This window comes from Herbiconiux gentiana, assembly GCF_024978135.1.
Taxonomy (GTDB): domain Bacteria; phylum Actinomycetota; class Actinomycetes; order Actinomycetales; family Microbacteriaceae; genus Herbiconiux; species Herbiconiux gentiana.
The window spans coordinates 206,127-223,791 of the sequence record NZ_JANTEZ010000004.1 but is presented as its reverse complement, the minus strand read 5'-3'; the positions used below and the strand labels follow the sequence as shown (position 1 = coordinate 223,791).

The 17,665-nt window shown below is 73.0% G+C and carries 20 protein-coding genes; 14 read left to right on the top strand and 6 right to left on the bottom strand.

Annotated features, from left to right (window positions below; all coding sequences use genetic code 11):
• Window positions 1-20: 20 nt before the first annotated feature.
• A complete protein-coding gene (locus NVV95_RS11495) occupies window positions 21-371 on the bottom strand; it encodes a UBP-type zinc finger domain-containing protein (RefSeq protein WP_259486945.1) in 351 nt (116 codons plus the stop codon).
• A 171-nt stretch (window positions 372-542) separates the two neighbouring features.
• Between NVV95_RS11495 and NVV95_RS11490 the strand changes: the two genes are divergently transcribed.
• Entirely contained in the window at window positions 543-1,559 is a 1,017-nt protein-coding gene (locus NVV95_RS11490) for a GlxA family transcriptional regulator (RefSeq protein ID WP_259486684.1), read from the top strand.
• Here NVV95_RS11490 and NVV95_RS11485 read toward each other — a convergent pair.
• Window positions 1,504-2,361 carry a helix-turn-helix domain-containing protein gene (locus NVV95_RS11485; protein ID WP_259486683.1) on the bottom strand — a complete coding sequence of 286 codons (858 nt, stop codon included), beginning with the start codon at window positions 2,359-2,361 and terminating at the stop codon, window positions 1,504-1,506. The two genes, NVV95_RS11490 and NVV95_RS11485, sit on opposite strands and share 56 nt — an antisense overlap.
• 185 nt (window positions 2,362-2,546) lie before the next feature.
• On the opposite strand from NVV95_RS11485, the gene NVV95_RS11480 reads away from it, so the two are divergent.
• From NVV95_RS11480 to NVV95_RS11450, 7 genes are all read left to right on the top strand, one after another.
• Window positions 2,547-3,002: a DUF3817 domain-containing protein gene (locus NVV95_RS11480; protein ID WP_259486682.1), complete on the top strand. Its 456-nt coding sequence runs from the start codon at window positions 2,547-2,549 to the stop codon at window positions 3,000-3,002.
• 89 nt (window positions 3,003-3,091) lie between these two features.
• Entirely contained in the window at window positions 3,092-4,546 is a 1,455-nt protein-coding gene (locus NVV95_RS11475) for a serine/threonine-protein kinase (protein WP_259486681.1), read from the top strand.
• Window positions 4,539-5,072 carry an SRPBCC family protein gene (locus NVV95_RS11470; RefSeq protein WP_259486680.1) on the top strand — a complete coding sequence of 178 codons (534 nt, stop codon included), beginning with the start codon at window positions 4,539-4,541 and terminating at the stop codon, window positions 5,070-5,072. Before NVV95_RS11475 ends, NVV95_RS11470 begins: the two co-directional genes overlap by 8 nt.
• Window positions 5,073-5,167: 95 nt before the next feature.
• Window positions 5,168-6,820, top strand: a complete 1,653-nt coding sequence (locus NVV95_RS11465) for a RecQ family ATP-dependent DNA helicase (protein ID WP_259486679.1) — start codon at window positions 5,168-5,170, stop codon at window positions 6,818-6,820.
• An 83-nt stretch (window positions 6,821-6,903) separates the two neighbouring features.
• Window positions 6,904-7,917 (top strand): SDR family oxidoreductase, encoded by a 1,014-nt coding sequence (locus NVV95_RS11460; protein WP_259486678.1) that lies wholly within the window; start codon window positions 6,904-6,906, stop codon window positions 7,915-7,917.
• Complete coding sequence (locus NVV95_RS11455) at window positions 7,914-9,362, top strand: phytoene desaturase family protein (RefSeq protein WP_259486677.1); 1,449 nt, start codon at window positions 7,914-7,916, stop codon at window positions 9,360-9,362. The genes NVV95_RS11460 and NVV95_RS11455 overlap by 4 nt, the downstream gene beginning before the upstream one ends.
• Before the next feature lie 49 nt (window positions 9,363-9,411).
• Complete coding sequence (locus tag NVV95_RS11450; protein ID WP_259486676.1) at window positions 9,412-9,921, top strand: SRPBCC family protein; 510 nt, start codon at window positions 9,412-9,414, stop codon at window positions 9,919-9,921.
• Here the strand turns inward: NVV95_RS11450 and NVV95_RS11445 are convergent.
• The 4 genes from NVV95_RS11445 to NVV95_RS11430 are packed head-to-tail and all read right to left on the bottom strand — an operon-like array spanning window position 9,918 to window position 13,127.
• Window positions 9,918-10,640, bottom strand: a complete 723-nt coding sequence (locus tag NVV95_RS11445) for a GAF and ANTAR domain-containing protein (RefSeq protein WP_259486675.1) — start codon at window positions 10,638-10,640, stop codon at window positions 9,918-9,920. The two genes, NVV95_RS11450 and NVV95_RS11445, sit on opposite strands and share 4 nt — an antisense overlap.
• Entirely contained in the window at window positions 10,637-11,353 is a 717-nt protein-coding gene (locus NVV95_RS11440; protein WP_259486674.1) for a GAF and ANTAR domain-containing protein, read from the bottom strand. The genes NVV95_RS11445 and NVV95_RS11440 overlap by 4 nt, the downstream gene beginning before the upstream one ends.
• A 56-nt stretch (window positions 11,354-11,409) precedes the next feature.
• Window positions 11,410-12,249, bottom strand: a complete 840-nt coding sequence (locus NVV95_RS11435) for a glycosyltransferase family 2 protein (RefSeq protein WP_259486673.1) — start codon at window positions 12,247-12,249, stop codon at window positions 11,410-11,412.
• Window positions 12,246-13,127, bottom strand: coding sequence for a manganese catalase (locus NVV95_RS11430; RefSeq protein ID WP_259486672.1), 882 nt, complete (start codon window positions 13,125-13,127; stop codon window positions 12,246-12,248). Before NVV95_RS11430 ends, NVV95_RS11435 begins: the two co-directional genes overlap by 4 nt.
• Before the next feature lie 215 nt (window positions 13,128-13,342).
• Here NVV95_RS11430 and NVV95_RS11425 point away from each other — a divergent pair, with 215 nt between their 5' ends.
• The 6 genes from NVV95_RS11425 to NVV95_RS11400 all read left to right on the top strand — a co-directional run bounded on the left by NVV95_RS11425 (window position 13,343) and on the right by NVV95_RS11400 (window position 17,549).
• On the top strand, window positions 13,343-14,143 hold the full coding sequence (locus NVV95_RS11425; protein ID WP_259486671.1) for an MBL fold metallo-hydrolase: 801 nt from the start codon (window positions 13,343-13,345) through the stop codon (window positions 14,141-14,143).
• Between the two features lie 89 nt (window positions 14,144-14,232).
• Window positions 14,233-15,594, top strand: coding sequence for an NAD(P)/FAD-dependent oxidoreductase (locus NVV95_RS11420; RefSeq protein WP_259486670.1), 1,362 nt, complete (start codon window positions 14,233-14,235; stop codon window positions 15,592-15,594).
• A gap of 39 nt (window positions 15,595-15,633) precedes the next feature.
• Window positions 15,634-16,329 carry an alpha/beta fold hydrolase gene (locus tag NVV95_RS11415; protein WP_259486669.1) on the top strand — a complete coding sequence of 232 codons (696 nt, stop codon included), beginning with the start codon at window positions 15,634-15,636 and terminating at the stop codon, window positions 16,327-16,329.
• A complete protein-coding gene (locus tag NVV95_RS11410) occupies window positions 16,326-17,000 on the top strand; it encodes an esterase/lipase family protein (protein WP_259486668.1) in 675 nt (224 codons plus the stop codon). Before NVV95_RS11415 ends, NVV95_RS11410 begins: the two co-directional genes overlap by 4 nt.
• Window positions 16,997-17,212: a hypothetical protein gene (locus tag NVV95_RS11405; RefSeq protein ID WP_259486667.1), complete on the top strand. Its 216-nt coding sequence runs from the start codon at window positions 16,997-16,999 to the stop codon at window positions 17,210-17,212. Before NVV95_RS11410 ends, NVV95_RS11405 begins: the two co-directional genes overlap by 4 nt.
• A 79-nt stretch (window positions 17,213-17,291) precedes the next feature.
• The gene (locus NVV95_RS11400; RefSeq protein WP_259486666.1) at window positions 17,292-17,549 is read left to right on the top strand and encodes a hypothetical protein; all 258 of its coding nucleotides are present in this window, start codon (window positions 17,292-17,294) and stop codon (window positions 17,547-17,549) included.
• Window positions 17,550-17,665 lie beyond the last annotated feature (116 nt).

The following is a 17,665-nucleotide window of genomic DNA, read 5'->3' as shown; positions in this document are numbered from 1 at the left end:
ACTCAGCCGAGCAGCGCCACTCAGCCGAGCAGCGCCTCCCAATCGGCCGGCACGCGCTCGGCGGGCCCCGGCACGCTCTGCGACCGCGGGTGGCTCTGCGGGTCGGCGAGCCGCGGCCCGTCGGTGTAGTCCTCGGTGGCGTAGTCCCAGAACCAGTCCTCGCCCGGCTCGAAGCTCTGCATCACCGGATGCCCGGTCTGCCGGTAATGGGCGGTCGCATGCTTGTTCAGCGAGTCGTCGCAGCAGCCCACGTGCCCGCAGGCGGCGCACCGGCGCAGGTGCAGCCACCAGCTGCCCGTCTCATCGCACTCCACGCACCCGGCACCGCTCGGCGGCACCGAGGGATCGATCGCCTGCACCGCTCCGGCCATCACGGCTCCCTTCGACGCCACGACGCTACGCCACCGGAGGGCCGATCGGGAAGAGCCTCGGTCGAGCAGCACTGCGACGATCGTCGGATGGTCGGTCGAACCCGCCCGCCGACGCCCGCCATCTGCTTCAATTGGAGCAGCCCATCCAGAATCGCGAGGCGAGGAGCTCAGATGCAGGCCGTGGAGCACGGGACCGGCGGCGGTGCCGCACGTCGGCGCTCGCCGCGCCGACGGCGGATCGGCGTGCTCGTGTTCGACCACGTCAAGACGCTCGACTTCGTGGGCCCCGCCGAGGTGTTCCTCGAGGCCAATCAGCGCATCGACAGCTACGAGATCGTGCTGATCTCACCCGACGGCGGCGACATCGTCACCTCCCTCGGCATGCGGGTGGGCGTCTCCAGCTCGGCCGCCGACGCCGGAGAGCTCGACACCTTGATCGTGCCAGGCAGCGAGGTGGCGCCCCAGGTGTTCGCCGATCCCGAGCTGCTCGACGCCGTGCGGATGCTCGCCGAGCGCTCCCGCCGGGTCGCCTCCATCTGCAGCGGCGCCTTCGCGCTGGCCGCCCTCGGTCTGCTCGACGGCCGCCGCGCGGCCACCCACTGGAAGTTCACCGCACTGCTGGCGGCCCGCTACCCGGCCGTCGAGGTCGAGCCCGACTCCATCTTCGTCAAGGACGGACCGGTCGCCACCTCGGCCGGCGTCGCTGCCGGGATCGATCTCGCCCTCGCGCTGGTCGAGGACGACCTCGGTCCCGACCACGCCCGGGCGGTGGCACAGCTGCTGCTCGTGTACCTGCGCCGCTCGGGCGGCCAGTCCCAGTTCTCGGTGTCGCTCCGCGGATCGGCCGCGCGCACGCCGGTGGCGCAGTCGATCGCCGACTACGTGGCGGCCGATCCGACCCGGCCCTGCACGGTCGCCGACCTCGCGGCGCACGCGAACGTCAGCCCGCGCCACGTCACGCGCGTGATGCGGGAGGAGTTCGGCACGACGCCGATCGGCTTCGTGAACGCGATGCGGCTCGACCTCGCGACGCGGAGCCTGGAGTCGGGGGCGACGGTGGGTCGCGCCGCCGCCGACGCCGGCTACCGCTCGGCCGAGGCGCTCCGTCGCGCGTTCGTCGCGCGCTCCGGGGTCACGCCGTCGGAATACCAGCGACGGTTCCGCTCGGCGCACCGCGAGACGGCGTGAGCCGCGCGGCGGCGCGGTGGCGCAGCAGTTCGTTCGCCAGGGCGGCCGGGCTGCCCGGGTCGGCGTAGAACGCCGTCAGGTAGTACCCGGCGTCGCCGGGGATCTCCAGGGTCTGCCAGCGGAACTCGACCCAGCCGATCGGGTCGATGAAGGTGGGCGAGACCCCCGAGTTCTGCGGATGCGCGTCGTGCCTGCTCCAGAGCCGGCGGAACTCGCGGTCGCCGACCGACAGCGCCCCCACGATCTCCTGCAGTCGCGCACTCGACGGCTCGGCCTGGAAGCGGAGCGCGGAGATCAGCGTCGTGGCCGCGCCCTCCCAGACCTCGACCGGCTCCCGCGGCGCCGATTCGAACAGGGCCAGCAGCAGGTTGACGCCGGGCTCGAAGTACCCGGGTGCCATCTCGCGGGCGAGGTCGTTGGCGGCGTGCACGTCGTGATGCCGGTCGCTGACGTAGGCGGCGGTGTGCGGCCACTGCTCGAGCAGCAGTTCCAGGAAGGGCCCGGGAGCGTGGTCGGCGGGCGGCGGAGCCGGCCGGGCGAGGCGCACGAGGTAGCTCAGGCCGTCATGGTCGAGCCGGAGGGCCCGCGCCAGGGCCTGCAGCACCTGCAGGGAGGGCTGATGGTCGCGACCCTGCTCCAGTCGCAGGTAATACTCCTGACTGATGCCCGCGAGACGGGCCACCTCCTCGCGGCGGAGGCCACGTACCCGGCGCCCGTCCTCGCGCACGAGGCCGACGTCCTCGGGCTGCACGAGGTCTCGGCGGGCCCGGAGGTAGGCGGCCAGGAGCGGTCGATCGCCCACCCGCCACCTCCTCGCCGCTCGTCGTGCTGGCCCGGGGAGTCCGGTTCCGGCGCGGTGGCCGGGCAGCCACGTCGCGCCAGGCTTCGATGGTCCCGCATCCCGACTCCCGGCGCGAGCCGACGCCGGAGCGTTTCGCGCCCACTTTGCCGCGTTTCCGGACATCGGGCGCCGATAGGCTGGAGCGGATGTCTCCCCGCCTGCTGTACCGCGCCGTGTCCATCGCCGAGGCCGTCACCTGGACCGCCCTGATCGCTGCCATGGTTGCCCGGTACGCGGCCGGCGCCGAGGTGCCGTTCTTCTTCGCGATCGGGCTCGCCCACGGCACGGTGTTCATCGCCTTCGTGGTCACCACCGTCGTGGTGGGGCTGAATCAGCGCTGGACCTGGTGGCTGATCGTCGTGGCCGCGCTCACCGCGGTGCCGCCCTACGGCACCCTCGTGATGGACGCGGTGCTCGAGCGCCGTCGGCTGCTCGAGGGCTGCTGGCGCACCGAGGCGGGCGACGACCCCCGCGACCGCGGGCCGATCGACCGGCTGCTGCGCTGGTTCCTCCGGCATCCGTGGATGTTCGCGGTCGTGCTGGTGCTGGTCGTCGCCGTGCTGACGACGGTGGCACTGGTCGCCGGCCCGCCCGTGGGGTGACTTCGGAAATACCACCCTTTTAGGTCAATCGCTGTTGACCTGAACGTGGTAGGCAGGAACGAGCGGACACCCCGCGGGAAGGATCGGTGATGCGCGAACTCGTGACCGACGACGTCCCTCGCACCGGCGAGATCCTCGATGGCCGCTACCGACTCGAGGCCACGGCCGGCGAGGGCGGCATGGCCACCGTCTACCGGGCGAACGACGAGCTGCTCGGGCGCACCGTCGCCATCAAGGTCTTCCGACCCGGCACCGCCGAGCCCTCCGAGTCGGGCCGCACGGTCTCCGAGACCCGGGTGCTCGCCTCGCTGAACCACCACGCCCTCGTGACCCTGTTCGACGCCCGGGTCGAGGAGGGTGGGTTGAGCTACCTCGCGATGGAGTACGTCGACGGCCCCACGCTGCGCGCGCGCATCGCCGAGGGCCCGCTGTCGCCCGTCGATGTCGCCGCGATGGCCTTCGACCTCGCGGAAGCACTCCACGTCGTGCACGAGCGCGGGGTGGTGCACCGAGACATCAAGCCGTCGAACGTTCTGCTGCGGCCGAGCACGGTTCCAGGAACCGCGTTCCGGGCGAAGCTCGCCGATTTCGGCATCGCCTACCTCGTCGACAGCACCCGCGTGACGCTGCCGGGCACCATCGTGGGCACCGCCGCCTACCTCAGCCCCGAACAGGTGCGCGGTGCGGCGCCCGCGCCCTCGGCCGACATCTACTCGCTCGGTCTGCTGCTCATCGAGGCGCTGACCGGCCGGCGGGCCTTCCCGCAGAGCGGCACGCACGCCTCCCTGATGGCCAGGGTGTCGCAGAGCCCCGAGATCCCGGGCGGCCTCGGCTACGGCTGGAAGTCGCTGCTCACGGCCATGACGGCGCCCGGGCCGGATGATCGTCCCACCGCACTCGACGTCGCGGTCGCCGCCCAGCAGCTGCAGCTGGCGCTGCTCGTCCCGAGCGGCGCCGACGAGCTCGAGGCGACCGGCGTGATCACGCTGCCCGAGGCGTCGCCGTTCCGCGAACTCGGGTTGGAGCCCGAGCCCGATTCCGAGCCCGATTCCCAGCCGGAGCTCGAGCCGACTGTTGCGCTTCCCATACTCACCCGCCGCACGCAGCGCAGAGCCGAGCGTCGGCGTCCGAAGATCGTGGCACTCGCGATCGCTGTGCCGGGCGCCCTCGCCGTCGGGGTACTCGCAGTGCTGCTCGGGATCGGAACGGCAGGTGGAGCCGTCACGCCGGTGACTCCTCCGGTGGTCGAGTCGACGACCCCGGCCACCGTGGAGGAGACCCCGGCGGCCGTGACCCCGGCCGAGACCGTCACCGAACCGGACACCACCCAGGACACCGCCCCCGTCGAGGACACCGCCCCCGTCGTGGAGGACACCACCCCCGTGGTGGAGGACCCGGCCCCCGTGGTGGAAGAGCCGGCCCCGGTCGTCGAAGAGCCGGCGCCAGGAAACGACAACAAAGGGCCCGGCAACAGCAACGGCAACGGCAATGGCAACGGGAACGGCAACGGCAAGGGCGGCGGCAAGGGAAAGAACAATGGCTGACAGCACCATCCCCCGCCCCGCACGCCCCCTCCGCAAGGCCACGCGCTCGATCGTCGTGAAGGCGCCCCTCTCGGCGGCCTACAAGCAGTGGGTCGACCTCGAGAGCTTCCCCGACTTCCTCGAGCCCGTGTCCTCCGTCGAGGTCACCTCCGAGACCTACAGTCACTGGCGCCTCTCGGTCGGCCGCATCACGCGGGAGTTCGACGCCGAGATCCTCGAGCAGATCCCCGACGACCACCTCTCCTGGCGCACGATCGGCGGCGAGCTGGCCTTCACGGGCCGGGCCGACTTCGCGGCGGTCGACGACGCCTCCACACGCGTCACGCTCTCGGTGTCGTGGGAGCCGCACACGGCCGCCGAACGCGCCGCCGCGACCGTCGGCATCGACGCCCGTGTCATCGCCTCGGCGCTCCGCTCCTACGCGAAGCACCTCGCGGTGACGGGTGGGCCGAAAGGCCGGTCGCACGTCACGATCAAGTCGGTCGACAGCGACGACCCGCCGCCCGCGAACGCCGTGCGCTCCTAGCCCTCGGGCCGCCGGGCGGCAACCCCGTGCCGCGCCTTCCGGCCGCGCGTACGGTCTGGGGTGCGCCGATCTGCGCCGCCCGGAAGGACCACCCGTTGACCACTGCACCCGACCTCACCCTCCTCGCCCAGCGCCTCGGCTACGACAGCTTGCGGGAGGGCCAGGAGCCCGCCGTGCAGGCCGTGCTCGAGGGCCGTGACCTGCTCGTCGTGATGCCCACGGGCCATGGCAAGTCGGCCATCCACCAGCTGGCGACGCTGGCACTCGACGGCCTCACGGTCGTGGTCACGCCCCTGATCGCCTTGCAGTGGGATCAGGTGCGGCACGTCGAGGACGGCGACGGGCCGCTCCGGGCCGCCGCCGTGAACTCGGCGCAGTCCGCGGCCGAGAACGACGCCGCGTGGGAGCTCGCCGAGCACGGCACCGGCGCTCGCATCCTGCACCTCGCACCCGAGCAGCTCGCGAACGACGAGACGGTCGACCGGCTGCGCGCTGTGGGCGTCGTGCAGTTCGTCGTCGACGAGGCCCACTGCGTCTCGGCGTGGGGGCACGACTTCCGGCCGGACTACCTCCGGCTGGGTGAGATCGCGGATCGGCTCGGGCATCCGCCGGTCGTCGCGCTCACCGCCACCGGCTCGGCCCCCGTGCGCGAGGACATCGTGGAGAAGCTGCACCTGACGGACCCGCGGGTGCAGGTCAGCGGCTTCGACCGCCCGAACCTGCACCTCCGGGTGGTGCGGCACGAGAGCGCCGACGACAAGCGCCGCGCCGTGATCGAGCAGGTGGCGGCCCTCGAGGTGCCCGGGCTGCTCTACGTCGCCACCCGGCGGGCCACCGAGGAGTACGCCGAGGCCCTCCGCGAGCGCGGCCGTCGGGCCGCCGCCTTCCACGGCGGACTGCGCGCCTCGGCGAAGGAGGAGGTCTACGCCGCCTTCCACTCCGGCGAGCACGAGATCGTGGTCGCCACCTCGGCCTTCGGCATGGGCATCGACAAGGCCGACATCCGCTTCGTCGTGCACGCCGACGTGGCCGACTCGGTCGACAGCCACTACCAGGAGATCGGCCGGGCGGGCCGTGACGGCGACGCGGCCGAGACGACCTTGCACTACCGTCCGGAGGACCTCGGGCTCCGCAGTTTCTTCGCCTCCTCCTCGCCCGACGAGAAGCGACTGCGGGCGATCGTGTCGGCGCTGGCCGCGGCGGATCGCCCGATGTCCCGTGCCGCCCTCTCGAAGGCGTCGGGGGTGCCGGCCCGCTCGCTGACCCAGCAGGTCAACCTGCTCGCCGAAGCGGGGGCGGTTGTCGATCGTCGTGCCGGGCTCCGGCTCGCCCGCGGCACGGACCTCAAGCAGGCCGTCGCCGGTGCGGTCGAGGCGCACGAGCGCCGCACCCGCATCGAGCACTCCCGCATCGACATGATGCGCGGCTACGCCGAGACGCTCGAGTGCCGTCGGCGCTTCCTGCTGAACTACTTCGGCGACGTCACCGACGCCGAGTGCGGCCGTTGCGACCTGTGCGAGGCGCGGGCGGCGGCTCCGGATGCGCGACCCGCACGCGGCACCGTCACCGACCTCGAGGCGGCGGAGGGGCCCGGCGACTTCGCCGTCGAGCAGCGCATCCACCATGAGAGCCTCGGCGAGGGCACCGTCGTGAGCGTCGACCCCGACCGCATCACGGTGTTCTTCGACGGGGAGGGCTACACGGTGCTCTCCCGCTCGGTCATCGCCGAGCAGCACCTGATCGCCTGATGCGAGCGGGCCGCTTCGGCCCGGGGTACGTTGACGATGACACACCATCGGGCCGGCCACGTGGCCGGATACAGAGGAGCAGCATGAGCAAGGGAGTCGCCGTCGTGACCGGAGGGACGGCCGGACTCGGCCGGGCCACGGTGCGCGCACTGGCCGGCCGGGGCTGGGACGTGGCCGTGCTCGCGCGCGGCACCGACGGCCTGGACGCCGCCGTCGAGGAGATCGAGGCGTACCGCCGGCGGGGCCTCGGCATCGTGACCGACGTCGCCGACCGCGAGGCGGTCGAGCGGGCCGCCGACCAGGTCGAGCGGGAGCTCGGCCCGATCGACCTCTGGGTCAACGACGCGATGGTGGGATCGTTCGCCGAGTTCATCGAGACCGATCCCGACGACTTCGAGCGGGCGACCGCCGTGAACTACCTCGGTTTCGTCAACGGCACCCGGGCGGCGCTGAAGCGGATGATCCCGCGCGAGCGCGGCCACGTCATCCAGGTCGGCTCGGCACTGGCCCACCGTGGAATCCCGCTGCAGGCGGCCTACTGCGGGGCGAAGCACGCGGTGCAGGGCTTCACCGAGTCGGTCACCACCGAGCTGATCCACCGCGAGAGCCCGGTGCGCATCTCCACCGTCGACATGCCGGCCATGAACACCATCCAGTTCAACTGGGTGAAGTCGGCGCTGCCGCACCACCCGCAGCCGATGGACGTCATCTTCGAGCCCGAAGTGGGGGCGAGCGTCATCGCCCACGTCGCCGACCACCCGCGTCGACGCACCTGGGTGGGCGGCCCGACGGCCAAGACCGTCATCGGCAACCGCTTCGTGGCCGGCTTCCTCGACTGGTACCTCGCCAAGACGGGTTACGACGGCCAGCAGGCTCCCGAGAAGACCGAGCCCATGCTGCCGACGAACCTCTACGAGCCCACGCCGGGCGATCAGGGTGCCCGCGGCATCTTCAGCGACCAGGCCAGAACCCGGTCGCTCGAGGTCTGGTACATCCTGCACCGGCCGCTCGCCCTGTCGATCGCCGGCGCGGGAGCCGCCGCCGGTGCCGGTGCCCTCGGCATCGCCGTCCGCTCCGCCCTGCGCGGCCGACGATGAGCTCGACGCCCGACGCGATCGTCGTGGGGGCGGGCCCGAACGGTCTCGCCGCCGCCGTGACGCTCGCCCGGGCGGGCCTGTCCGTGCAGGTGCACGAGCGGAACGGCACCATCGGGGGAGGCGCCCGCACGGCGGAGGTCACCCTGCCCGGGTTCCTGCACGACCTGTGCTCCGCCGTGCATCCGATGGCCCTCGCGTCGGGCTTCTTCCGCAGCTTCGGGCTGGAGCGGAGGATCGACCTCGTGGTGCCCGAGGTCTCCTACGGGCATCCGCTCGACGGGGGAGAGGCGGGCATCGCGTACCGGGACATCCGGCGCACGGCCGCGCAGCTCGGCGCCGACGGCCCGGCCTGGATGCGGCTGATGGGCCCGCTGGCCGAGAACGCCGACCGGGTCGCCCAGTTCGCCGGTTCCCCGCTGCTGCGCATCCCCGCGCATCCGCTCGTCGCCGCCCGCTTCGGCCTCAGAGCGCTCGAGCAGGGCTCGCCGCTCTGGAACGCGCGCTTCCGGGGCGAAGTCGCCCCGGCGATGCTGACCGGAGTCGCCGCGCACTCGATCCTGCCGATGCCGGGGCTCGCCACCGCCGGCGCGGCGCTCTCGCTCGGGGCCTACGCGCACGGGCGCGGCTGGCCCGTCCCGATCGGCGGCAGCCAGGCCATCGTCGACGCGATGGCCGCCGACCTGCTCGCCCACGGCGGCGAGATCCACACCGACTCGGAGGTGACGTCGCTCGACGCCCTGCCGCCGGCCCGCGCGGTGCTGCTCGACGTCACGCCGCGGGCGCTGGCGCGGATCGCGGGGGATCGCCTGCCCGATCGCTTCCGCGCGAAGCTCCGCCGCTTCCGCTACGGAAACGCGGCCGCGAAGGTCGACTTCGCCCTCGACGGCCCGGTGCCGTGGACGAACGAGGCGCTCCGGCAGGCCGGCACGGTGCACGTCGGCGGCAGGCGTGAGGAGATCGCCGCGGCGGAGCGGGAGGTCGCCGCCGGGCGGCACTCCGACTCGCCCTACGTGCTCGTCGCCCAGCCCTCGATCGCCGACCCCACCCGCGCCCCGGAGGGCAAGCACGTGCTGTGGAGCTACACGCACGTGCCGCGCGGCTCCACCGTCGACCCCACCGAGGCGATCACGCGGCAGATCGAGCGCTTCGCGCCCGGGTTCCGGGAGCTGATCCTCGCCTCCTCCAGCCGCTCGGCGGAGGAGCTCGCCGCCTACGACCCGAACTACATCGGGGGCGACATCGCGGCGGGTGCCGCCGACTTCGCGCAGCTCGCCGCCCGGCCGCGGCTGTCGCTGAACCCCTGGGCGACGCCGGCGAAAGGCGTCTACCTCTGCTCCTCCTCGACCCCTCCGGGGCCGGGGGTGCACGGACTGGCCGGCTGGTACGCAGCCCGCCGTGCGCTCGCCACCGACTTCGGGATCGACTCCCCGCCCTCGCTCGGGTGAACCGCACCTCTGACCGGGCCCCCGCCCCCTCGACCGGAAAGGCGACACCATGTCGACCAACGTCCGCTACATCAACGCCAGCCCGGAGCAGGTCTTCGACGTGCTCGCCGACGGCTGGCTGTTCCCGGTCTGGGTGGTCGGTGCGTCGCGGATGCGCGAAGTCGCCGACGACTGGCCGCGCGTCGGCAGCAAGCTGCACCACTCCTTCGGTGTCTGGCCGGCCGTCATCGACGACGAGACGACCGTGCTCGAGTGGGACCCTCCGCGGCACATGGTCATCCAGCCGGCGGGCTGGCCGATCGGTGAGGCGCGGGTCACGATCGACGTGAAGCCCCGCGGCGACGGCGCCCTCGTGCGCATCCGCGAACGCGCGGTGAAGGGGCCGGGCGCCTTCGTGCCGTCGCTCGTGCTCGACGTGCCGCTCTACGTCCGCAACGTCGAGACGCTGCGCCGGCTGGCGTGGATCGCCGAGAACCGGCCGCAGAACGATTCCACCGAGAGTCGCACCCGCACGCCCGGCGCGGTGGACGAGGGCGCTGCCGGCCCGGTCGGCGGCTAGAAGATCAGCGTGCGCCCCACCAGCCGCTGGGCCACCTCGTGCAGGCCCAGTCGGTTCGACCGGGCGTAGCCGCGCAGCAGCTCGAACGCCCGCTCGGTCGACACACCGTGGGTGTGCGCCAGCACGCCCTTCGCCTGCTCGATCACCACCCGGGTGTTCAGGGCGCGCTGCAGCTGGTTGCGCACCGCGTCGGGCTCCCGGGCGACGCGTTCGTGCAGGATGCCGATGGTCGCCACGTCGGCGAGGGCTTGAGCTGCCCGCAGGTCGGCCGCGGACAGTGCCTCGGCCTCGAATCGGTAGAGGCTCAGCACGCCGATCCGCTTCTCCCTCAGCCGCATCGGCACGGCGGCGACCGAACCGTATCCGAGCTGCTCGGCGGCCCGGCGGAAGGCGAACCATCCGGCCGGAGCGTCGTCGAGAGCGGACAGGCCCACGAGCGCCTCCTGCTCGCCGGTCTCGAACGAGAGGCGGCACGGCCCCGCTTCGGCGTCGAGCTGCATGGCGTTCACGAGGCGGGGGTCTTCGCTGGTCGATGCCACCAGGTCGAGCTCGCCGCCCTCGTCGGCGAGCAGCAGGCCCACGGCCTCGACCGACAGCACGTCCTGGCAGATCTCCACCAGGTTCTGCAGCAGGTCGACGACGTCGTACCCCTCGACCAGCGTGTCGGCGAGGGTGGCGAACCCCTCGACCAGCCGCGCCTCCCTGAGCTCGCCCCTCACTGAACGTCCTCGATGCCCTCGGCCTCGATCGAGAAGCGCAGTCGGCCGTCGAGGATGTCGGCAGCCACCTCGGCCATGCTGCGGTTCTCGGCGTAGGCGTGGCCGCGCAGGAGCATCTCCGCGTCGTCGACCGACACCCCGAGCTGGGCGATGACCATGCCGGTGGCCTGGTGGATGGCCCGGCGGGAGAAGCGGTCGACCGGGGGGTGCATCGGCTCGTCGTCCCGGGCCGCCTCGAGGGCGCGGCGCAGGACGAGGCGGCTCACCACGGCGGCGAGGGTCGAGGCCTGCCGGATCTGCAGCGGCGACAGGGTCATCGGCTCGATGCAGTAGAGGTCGACGGCACCGAGTCTGAGGTGGCCCACCACGAGCGGGAAGGCGAAGACCGCACCGATCGCCTCGTGCGCGACGGCGGGAAGGAACATCGGCCACGCCCCACGCGGGCTGTGCTGGATATCGGGCTCGAAAACGGGCGAGATCGAGCGCAGGGCGTCCCAGCACGGGCCCTCGCCCAGGTCGAGCTGCAGTTCGTCGAGGCGGGCGGCCACCGGATCGCTCGCCGAGACGGTCTCCGCGCTCAGGATCTCGCCCAGCGTGCAGATGGAGGCCCCGGAGACGGGGAAGCTGCGGGCGATCGGCTCGGCCAGGCGCGAGGGGTCGTCGCCGCTGAACTCCCGCAGCTCCCGCAGAGCGTCGGTGTATGCGTCGGCCATGCAGAAAACCGTACCAAGGTCGACGGATAGGACGCTGAGCATTGTGCCACCCGCTCTCAAAAGCTCATGCTGGAGGGTTCGACGGGCGCTCGAGATGACGGCAGCAGCGGCCGCGGCAGCTCGTGCCCGGCGTGCACCGTCAGGCTGTGCACTCCGCGGCGCACCCGCAGCAGGAAGGCGCGCGGGTCGCTGAACGGCCGCATCGAGATGCCCATGCCGATGCGGCGGTCCAGACGGATGCCCGGCCTGAGCCATCGCCCCCGAGCACCGTGCGCGGCCTCCGGGAGGGCGCCGAGGTGCACCGACAGGTCGAGGTCGTCGTGCACGAGCACGTCGTGGCGGTGCACCTCGTCGCGCACCGCGAGCCAGGCCTCCCGTCGCACGGCGCAGTTCGAGCCGAACAGGGGCGGATGGCCGAGAGCGGGAAGGGCGAACAGCGCGTAGGCGGCCAGGTACACGACGGCGAGCGGCCGTCGCAGCACGCGCGGCCCGTCGGAGAAGCGCGCGTCGCCGGTGACGGCGATGAGCCAGGGCCGCTCCTGGAAGGCGCGGGCGATGCCGGCCAGCCAGTCGGGCGGGGGGACGCAGTCGGCGTCCAGGCGGGCGATGATGTCGCCGCGGGCCTCGTCGAAGGCGCGGGCGGCCGCGGCCGGGATGCCCTCCTCGTCCTCGGGCTCGACCCGGGCGCCCGCCGCGAGGGCCACCGCGGCGCTGTCGTCGCTGGAGGCGTTGTCGACCACCACGATCTCGAGCGGCGCGAGCGTCTGGGCGGCGAGGGCGCGCAGGCACCGCCGGAGTCCCTCCGCGTCGTCCCGCACCGGGATCACGACCGAGATCGTGGGCGGTGAGGCAGGGCGGACAGGGGCTCCGGCGGTGTCTCGTCGATGATTCGTCACTTGGTGCTGAGTTTGTCCTTCACGACCCCGGCGGCCTTCTCGACGATGTTGGGCTTCGGCGTGGTGCCGTAGTAGCGCTCGTCGGGCTGGGTGGCCGGCGGCATCGGGGCCGAGGTGCCCGGTGCGTCGAGGTAGCTGAACTCGCCCTTGCCGTCGGGCGTCGGCCCGCTCGCCCAGCTGCCTTCGGCCGCCGCGGCGCCGTCGGAGAAGTTGATGTACTGGTACGAGACGTCGCGGTGCTCCTGGGAGAGCGGGAAATTGCTCGGCACGGGCAGGTCCTCCCGGCCCTCGGCACGCAGCTCGGCCGCCGCGGCGATCCACTGGTTCTGGTGCATGGTGTCGCGGGCGAGCAGGAACGACAGCAGCTCCCGCACCCCGTGGTCGTCGGTCATGTTGTACAGGCGGGCGACCTGCACCCGCCCCTGCATCTCGGCGTTCGCGTTGGCGGTGAAGTCGGCCAGCAGGTTGCCGCTGGCGGTGATGTACGAGCCCTGCCAGGGGTTGCCGTTGGAGTCGACGGCGCGGGCGCCGGCTCCGGCGACGATGGCGTGCTGCACGTCCATCCCGCCCAGCACGGCCCCGAGCACGGGGTCGGACGCGGCGGCGGCCTCGGACTGCTCGATCGGCGCCTTCTCCAGCAGCTGGGCGATCATGATCGCCAGCATCTCGACGTGGCCGAACTCCTCGGCGCCGATGCCGAACAGGAGGTCGCGGTACTTGCCGGGCTCGTGCGAGTTCCAGGCCTGGAAGCCGTACTGCATGGCCACGGTGATCTCGCCGTACTGACCACCGAGCACCTCCTGCATGCGCCGCGCGAACAGGGCGTCGGGCTTGGCTGGCTTCGCCTTGAACTGCAGTTCCTGCTTGTGGAAGAACATCTGGTCTCCGATCCGATCCGATGCGCCGATCGCAGACCGACGCCGTTGGGGCCCACGCTACGGTCGCTCCCGGATGCCACGAGGGGCTTGACACCCCGAGGCCGCCGGGCCACTCGCGCGCCAGGGGCCGAACCGGTTTGCGGGCGCACCGTACTCCCGGCAGGCGGGGCGTCAAGCCCGGTGGCGCGGATGCCCGGACGAGGGAGTCTGGCCGAATGACCTCGTCCACCCGCCCGGCCCTCTGGTCCCTCCGCCCGCGATCCCGGCCCCGGCTCACCCGAAACGTCGCCCCCGGGGTGCACCGGCTGGAGCACGCCCATGTGAACCTCTACCTCATCGACGACGGGGCTGCCGGGGTCACGGTGGTCGACGCGGCCTTCCCCGACACCTGGCTGCCGCTCCGGCTCGCCCTCGAGGCGATCGGGAGACAGCCGCGCGACGTGCGGGCCCTGGTGCTCACCCACGCCCACTTCGACCACGTCGGGGTGGCGGCGCGGGTGCGCGCGGAGTGGGGGGTGCCGGTGTGGGTGCACGAGGGCGACCGGCGGCTGGCCGCGCATCCGTACCGCTACCGGCACGAACGATCGCGGCTGCTCTACCCGGTGACCCACCCGAGGGCCGTGCCGGTGCTCGGGGCGATGACCCGGGCCGGGGCGCTGCGGGTGAAAGGGGTGCCTCTCACGCAGCCGGTGCCCGACGGCGGTGCACTGGACGTGCCGGGCCGGCCGCTCGTCGTGCGCACGCCCGGCCACACCGACGGGCACACCGGTCTGCACCTGCCCGAGCGTGACGCGCTCCTCACGGGGGACGCCTTGGTGACCCTCGACCCGTACACCGGCCGCACCGGTCCCCAGATCGTGTCGGGCGCGGCCACCGCCGACTCCGCGACCGCCCTGCGCTCGCTCGACGCGCTCGCCGCGACCGGTGCCCGGATCGTGCTGCCCGGCCACGGGGAGCCCCTGCGCACCGGCATCCGCACGGCGGCCGCGGCGGCCCGCGCCGCCGGTGCGCACTGAGCGCCGGCGCCCGCGTCGCACCCGCTGACCGTGCCGCGTCAGCGTCGCACCCCCTGCGGAAGCGGCGAGCCCCGAGTAGGTTCACGGCCATGAGCATGAGAACCGGTGGAATCGCCCGCGTGCTGATCCTCGGCGGCGGCTACGGCGGCCTGATGGCGGCCCGGCAGCTGCAGCGGCACGTCGGCCGCGACCTTCAGATCACGGTCGTCGACCCGAACACGTACATGACCTACCAGCCCCTGCTGCCGGAGGTCGCGGGCGGTCACGTCGCCCCGCATGACGTCACCGTGCCGCTCGGCCGCACGCTCCGCCGCTGCCGGGTGCTGCAGGGCTCGGTCACCGGTGTCGACTCCGCGGCCAAGAGCGTGTCGGTGCGCACCGCCGACGGAACCGACACGACGCTCGAGTACGACGAGCTGATCGTGGCCCTCGGAGCGATCTCCCGCGTCTTCCCGACGCCCGGCCTCGAGGAGCACGGGATCGGGTTCAAGACGGTGGAGGAGGCGGCGTTCCTGCACGACCACGTGATCGAGCAGGTGGAGCGCGCCGCCGGCATCGACGACCCCGCCGAGCGGGCGAAGGCGCTCACCTTCCTCGTGGTCGGTGGCGGGTACACCGGGGTCGAGGGGCTGTCCGAACTCGCCGGCCTGAGCATCAGAGCCGTCGAGCAGCACGCGAACCTCTCCCGCCGCGAGCTGCGCTGGGTGCTCGTGGAGGCGCTCGACCGGGTGGCGCCCGAGGTCGGGCCCGAGCTGTCCCGCTGGACCCTCGGTCACCTGCGCGACAAGGGCATCGACGTGCGGCTGGAGACCACGGTGAAGAGCGTCGAGGACGCCGTCGTGGAGCTGAGCACGGGGGAGAGCTTCGCCGCCGGTACCGTGATCTGGACCGCCGGCGTGCAGCCCAACCCCGTGCTCGACGCCACCGATCTGCCGCGCGGGTCCAAGGGACACCTGATGGCCGACGCCTCGCAGCGCGTCGTGCGGGACGACGGCACCCCGGTGGACGGAGTCTGGGCGGTCGGAGACGTCGCGCAGATCCCCGACCTCACGGCGTCGTCCCAACCGGCGTACTACCCGCCGAACGCCCAGAACGCCATGCGGCAGGGCCCGGTGGCCGCCCGCAACGTGATCGCCGACCTCGCCGGGCAGGAACCCGAGCAGTACCGCCACGTCTCGCTCGGCACCGTCGCGAGCTACGGCATCGGCGACGGTGCCGCGAACATCAAGGGAGTGCGCCTGAAGGGGCTGCCGGCGTGGCTCGCCCACCGCGGCTACCACCTGCTGGCGCTGCCGACCACCGGGCGCAAGGCCCGCGTGCTGCTCGGCTGGATCGCCGAGGCCGTCGCCGGGCGCGAGCTCGTCGCCCTCCCGTCGGTCCGCCACCCGAAGCGGGCCTTCCACGGTTCGTTCGTGGCGCTCGCCGCGGCGAAGAAACGGAAGTCCTCGTGAATCCGGTGCGCGCGGCCTACCCGATCGCCGCCGCCTGACGTGGCAGCATCGGCCGCCGTCATCCTGCACGGCCTCGGTGTCTCGCACCGCTACAGCGACCGGCTGCAGGAGGAGCTCTCCGAGAGCCGGCTCACGCTCTCGTTCGACCTGCCCGGGTTCGCGGGCACCCCGCGCCCGCCCCGGCCGTTCTCGGTCGCCGACCACGCCGACGTCGTGGCCGCCGCGCTCGACGCCCGGGGTCTGACCGCGTGCACGGTCGTCGGTCACTCGATGGGATCGCAGTTCGCCCTGGAGCTCGCGCTGCGCCGGCCCGACCTCGTGGGCGCCCTGGTGCTGATCGGCCCGGTGACCGACCCCGCCCGGCCCACGGGCTGGCAGCAAGCCCTCGACCTCGCCGCCGACACCTTCGCCGAGCCCTTCGTCACGAACCTGATCGTCACGACCGACTATCTGCGCACCGGACCGCGGTGGTTCTTCACCGAGCTCGGACCGATGCTGGAGTACCCCACGACCGAGGCCGTCGCGTCCGTGCAGGCGCCGGTGCTCGTCGTGCGCGGCAGCCGCGACCCGATCGCCCGCCGCCGCTGGTGCCAGGTGCTCGCGGCCCGCGCGGTCGACGGGCGGCTGCTTGAGGTGCAGGGCCACGGTCACGTGGTGCAGCGCTCGGCCGCGCGCACGGTGGCCGCCTCGATCGAGCAGTTCGAGGCCGCGCTCCGACCCGGCGCTCCGCGATGACCGGCCTCGCCGCCCGCGCCCGCTGGTTCGTCGAGGACTACGCCACCGCCGCCGGCCTCCAGCTCGCCGGCATGGCCTCCCGCTCCGACCCGGCCGACTACCAGACCGGCACCGAGCGCCCCTGCGTCGTCATCCCGGGCGTCTATGAGACCTGGCACTTCATGGCACCGGTCATCGAGGCGCTGCACTCGCGCGGGCATCCGGTGTTCGTCATCGAGGCGCTGCGGCACAACCGCCGTCCCGTCATCGACAGCGCCGGGGTCGTGGCCGACTTCGTGCGCGACGCCGGGCTCGACGACGTGTTCATCGCCGCCCACAGCAAAGGCGGCCTGATCGGCAAGTACGCCATGCTCGAGCTCGACCCCGACCGCCGGCTCGTGCGCATGGTCGCCATCGCGACGCCCTTCTCGGGCTCCCGCTACGCCGCGTTCGCCCCGAACCGCACCCTCCGGGCCTTCCGCGCCGACGACCCGCTCACGGTGCTGCTGAACAAGGAGGACCGGGTCAACGACCGCATCACCTCCGTCTTCGGCGAGTACGATCCGATCATCCCCGAGTCGAGCGTGCTGCCCGGGGCCGAGAACGTGAAGGTGCGGGTGGGTGGGCACTTCCGGGTGCTCCGGCACCCCACGACCCTGGCGGTCACCGTTCAGGCTGCTGCCCGCCCGTGATCTGGTGGGCCGGGCGTCCGGGGGTGGCCACGGGGCTGCTGGTCGCGGGGTTCGCGATCACGACGGTCGGATGCGCGGCGGTGCTCCTCGGGCCGGCCGGCCACGCGCATCCGCTCGCTCTGCCGGCGGCCCTGATGCTGCTCGTCGGGGGCGACCTGCTGAGCGTCGTGTACCTCCGCCAGGTCGCGCGGAGCGCTCACTACGCGCATTGACCGGCTTTGTCGACCCGCCTGGCGGGCCCGGGGGCGCCGGGGTTCACTGGAAGGACCGATCGCCCTGGAAGGACGAACCATGACCACGCTCCGCCGCCGCATCCTCACCCTGTCCGCCGCAGCCCTGCTCGCGGGCGGGGCCGTCACCGGGCTCGCCGGCTGCGACGCCGATGCGCAGACGCCCTACCCCGAGCGCACCTCGTCGGGAACGCCGGTCGCCCCCGACGACGACATCACGCCCTCCCCGTTCCAGACGGCGACGCCCACGCCCGCCGAGTCGGACTTCCCGACGCCGGTGCCCAGCTCGAGCGACGACTCGGGCACGCTCGACGGCTGAACCCGGGTGCGCATGGCGCGCTCGACGGCTGAGTCGCGGTGGCCCCGCGGCCCCGGCGCGCGCGGCTGCTGAGGCCCGGTGCCAGCGGCGGGAACGCCGCCCGGGTCAGGCGGCTC